Genomic DNA, 3,493 nt, shown 5'->3' on the forward strand with positions numbered 1-3,493 from the left:
AGGAGCATACCGAAAGATCTGGTTCTATTCCGCTTCCTCGGTCATTCGCTCACTTCGTTCGGTCATGACACTGCGGCGAGCGGTACGAGATCAGATGAAATGCCATAACACAAAGAGGCTGTCAGGAAGGCTGCGCCCGAAGGGCGTTTTTCCATAGGCTTCGCCCTCCTGGCGAATGTCACAAAAAGACACTCAAGCCAAAAGTGGCGAAACCCGACAGGACTTAAAGATACCGGACGTTTCCACCCGGCGGCTCCCTCGTGCGCTCTCCTGTTCCCACCATACGGATAACCCGCATCATTCCGCTGTTAATGGCCGCGTTTTCTCATTCCACGCCTGATGCTGGGTCCGGACAGGTGGTTCGCTCCAAGCTGGGCTGTAAGCACGAACTCCCCGTTCAGCCCGACTGCCACGCCTTCAGAGCAACTGACCTCTTGAATCCAATCCCTGAAGACACGATGAATCGCCACTGGCGGCAGCCACTGGTAACTGATTCACGGAGCGAAGTTGTTAAGCTAAGTTAACTGAGTTCTTGAAGTAGGAGCCTGACTACGGCTAAACTAAAAAGACGAATTAGGTAACTGCGCTCCGTGAAAGCCAGTCGCCACGGTTCATTAAGTTCCCCAACTTAATGAACCTTCTAAAAAACCACCTTGCAGGGTGGTTTTTTATTTTCATATGTACCCAAAAGACACATATGAAAATATTGCTTAGCATCCAGCTGGGTTTATCAGCTGATCAAATTGATTCGCAGGATAGAAGAAAGTCTTATTGTCATCAGACTTAGCTGAGGCCATGAATCCCATTCTGGTATAAAAATCTTTTGCATCAGGGTTTGCATCAACAAACATGGCATAGATTCCTATCTGCCCAGAAGTTGACCTAACCTTATGAATTGCATCTACAATAAGCAACTCACCGAATCCTTTCTTCTGGATTCTTTTATCGATAGCCAGCCTTCCAAGTAGAACGGCTGGCATATTTGAATACGGGATTTGCTTGCGAGCGCGGCTACTCAAGTGACCGCGCTCAAATGATGCTCCGCTTAACGTGTAATATCCCATAATCTCAGGTGTATCATCGTCTGTTACTAATACATAACCCTTTAATAAGTTACGAGATTGCAACTTTGCTAGGTTAACTTTCAAAAATTCATCCAAATGGTCGATGCCACACGAAAAATTTTCCATGTTGTATTCAGTACAGGGATCAAACGCCTGAAACCCAGGTATTAATCGCAACTCCAGCTCTCCTCGGAGTTATAGCGTTCGAATGCTTTACACATACTTTGGGTCGGTGCTGGCGGGCGCTCTAAAGCTGCCATTACTTGTTCCCAAACGCTCTCTTCAACAACTAAACGTCTATGCTCGTTTATGACAGTTTCTGCTCTGCAAGTTGCTGATTCCATAACAAATTGAGAGATGGAAATTTTAGATATAACAGCTGCTTCTTCTATACGGCGCTTCGCAGCTTCGGGCAGACGAAACTCGAACCGCTCCTTTCTTACTGCGCTCATAATTAACTCCTGAGATAACGCTTTGATGGTTAGTCCATCGACAGGTGTACGGTTTTTTTCCGTACACAGAATTTGACGTGATTGTGATCTTATAAATTAGGGCAGTCAAGAAGACTCAAGGGAAAGGGATGTTTTTGGCGAAAATATTTAAGTGAGGTGATAAATCTTGATTAAAAAACCTTTAAATTCAAACACTTAGGCTCTGGTTGTTCACTTACGGAGGAGGCAAACCCTTAAGGGTTTGCCTCCTCCGTAAGTGAACAACCAGATTATTTTATCACGTTTTTTCACTTAAATCAATAGCTCTTTTTTTAGACGGTTATTTGCCGCTCTTGCAGAAAAACGCGTATTTATCACAACCTAGCGCCGCCGATACATCTCGCTCACGAGGAAACTAAATTGCAATGTAATCGCTATATCGAGGCCCTCGACACCCTATAGGTAATTTCAACCTACAGAGGCTGTATGAGTACATTCAACACACGAAAAGACCGTTACCCTGACGGCAGACCTCATGGTCATCGCCATTCTCCGGCGTACTGGATCGGACATAATCCCGGACGCTGGAATCGCCTTTACACAACGCGAAAACGCCGCGCGTTTGATAGGCACAACTCTTGGCTGGTGATCGCAGGTTGTGACCCTGACGGGATGGTCTGGATGCCGGAACGGCGACCAACTGAGTACTACTGGTAACAGAAAGCCGCCTTCGGGCGGCTTTTTTTGTATCTGCTACATGACCGAATTGAACATAACATCCCTTGCCCGCCCCCCCTGAGAAGCCCTCAGCGCGATTCTGCGAGATTCAGGCTGAAACCCGGCCTTTCCCTGCCCGAAACCGGGAAAATTCACCCTGATAATTTTTAAGCGGCTGCATGGTTATGCATGAAACCGCATGGGACGGAATTTCGTTGACGAAATCTTTTCGGACGCCGGTTTCCGGCACAAAACCCACAGAATAACGGTGAACGGGTGCGCAGTTTACTGTGCGGCCGTGAGGCGTTGGCAGGGTGTCGGGGCGCAGCCCTGACCACGGTTTTGTGAGCCGCCATTATGATGGCGGTGGACACAAAACATTTCCTGTCCACAGAGTTAACTTCGGCTGGTCTTATAGTTTTCTCGACAAGGCAGTCATGCACATGAAAGCCTTATCGGGTCAAGGTTGGCTATAGCCAGTGCATGATGTGAATGAAGTGATAGTCATGCACCCTCAGACCTTGTGCCGCAAGGGCTGAGGCGTAGCATTGCATAATGCGTTGGGTGTGACAGATTTTGGTGGCCGTTAGTCAGCAGAATATCCTGATCGTCGGATGAACGGATGTGTCGTGTAACCCGGATCAGCGGCAGAAACGGAGTATTACCATCAGGTAAGGGTGCCGGGGATATGCCTTCCCCGGCACTTTGTCAGGAAGCGGGAGGATTCAGCCCGGAATCGTCTTGAGGGGCATCGGGAACGGCATTCTCGTCTACTATCTCCCTCAACTCGGCCATCCCCTGCATCAACTCGTCAAAGAGGTTACGTTCGCTCATAAAAGGGGTCCTTATTGTCTCACTTTGTCCCGTGCCAGAAGCGCCACCATGGCTTTCTGGGCGTTTCTGACGTTGCCGCAGAATCTTTATACTCAAGGCGAAGCAGCAACGACTTCAGTTCGCCAACCTCCTGCCGGAGCGCGCGAATTTCTGTCATCATATCGCCTTCATTTTGTGTGCCATGTGACTGTGTCACGCTGTGCCGTTCATCAGTGCCACTCTGCTCAGGCTCACCATAAACACGGATCAGCTCTGACGTTTCAAACTCGCGGTGTCCCTTCCCGTTAGTTCTATACGAAACACGGCCTGAAGCCATATCGCGATAAAGCGTCCTTCGGCTTTTACCAGTGAAGTGTTGAGCCTGTGACACACTGTGCCATGCCATAGAATAGCCTCCATAAGTGGCACACTTTTTAGATTTGAGTAGAAACGTAGCATAAGAGCGTC

At 48.5% G+C, this 3,493-nt stretch carries 4 protein-coding genes; all 4 read right to left on the minus strand.

Annotation, left to right across the window (positions count from 1 at the left end; all coding sequences use genetic code 11):
• Positions 1 to 710: 710 nt before the first annotated feature.
• Positions 711 to 1,190 (minus strand): GNAT family N-acetyltransferase, encoded by a 480-nt coding sequence (locus N5J69_RS22075; RefSeq protein WP_279772588.1) that lies wholly within the window; start codon positions 1,188 to 1,190, stop codon positions 711 to 713.
• 41 nt (positions 1,191 to 1,231) lie between these two features.
• The gene (locus N5J69_RS22080; RefSeq protein ID WP_210478387.1) at positions 1,232 to 1,516 is read right to left on the minus strand and encodes a DUF1778 domain-containing protein; all 285 of its coding nucleotides are present in this window, start codon (positions 1,514 to 1,516) and stop codon (positions 1,232 to 1,234) included.
• A gap of 1,404 nt (positions 1,517 to 2,920) precedes the next feature.
• Positions 2,921 to 3,046 (minus strand): hypothetical protein, encoded by a 126-nt coding sequence (locus N5J69_RS22085; RefSeq protein WP_279772590.1) that lies wholly within the window; start codon positions 3,044 to 3,046, stop codon positions 2,921 to 2,923.
• 19 nt (positions 3,047 to 3,065) lie between these two features.
• Positions 3,066 to 3,493: hypothetical protein (locus N5J69_RS22090; protein WP_279772591.1), on the minus strand; the 428-nt coding region annotated here is incomplete at its 5' end.

Source organism: Pantoea sp. GD03673, from assembly GCF_029844725.1.
In the GTDB taxonomy this organism is placed as follows: domain Bacteria; phylum Pseudomonadota; class Gammaproteobacteria; order Enterobacterales; family Enterobacteriaceae; genus Pantoea.

Excerpts from the sequence above, each read along its gene's own strand:
- N5J69_RS22075 (WP_279772588.1), bottom strand. The coding sequence starts at position 1,190 with ATGGAAAATTTTTCGTGTGGCATCGACCATTTGGATGAATTTTTGAAA.
- N5J69_RS22080 (WP_210478387.1), bottom strand. The coding sequence starts at position 1,516 with ATGAGCGCAGTAAGAAAGGAGCGGTTCGAGTTTCGTCTGCCCGAAGCT.
- N5J69_RS22085 (WP_279772590.1), bottom strand. The coding sequence starts at position 3,046 with ATGAGCGAACGTAACCTCTTTGACGAGTTGATGCAGGGGATGGCCGAG.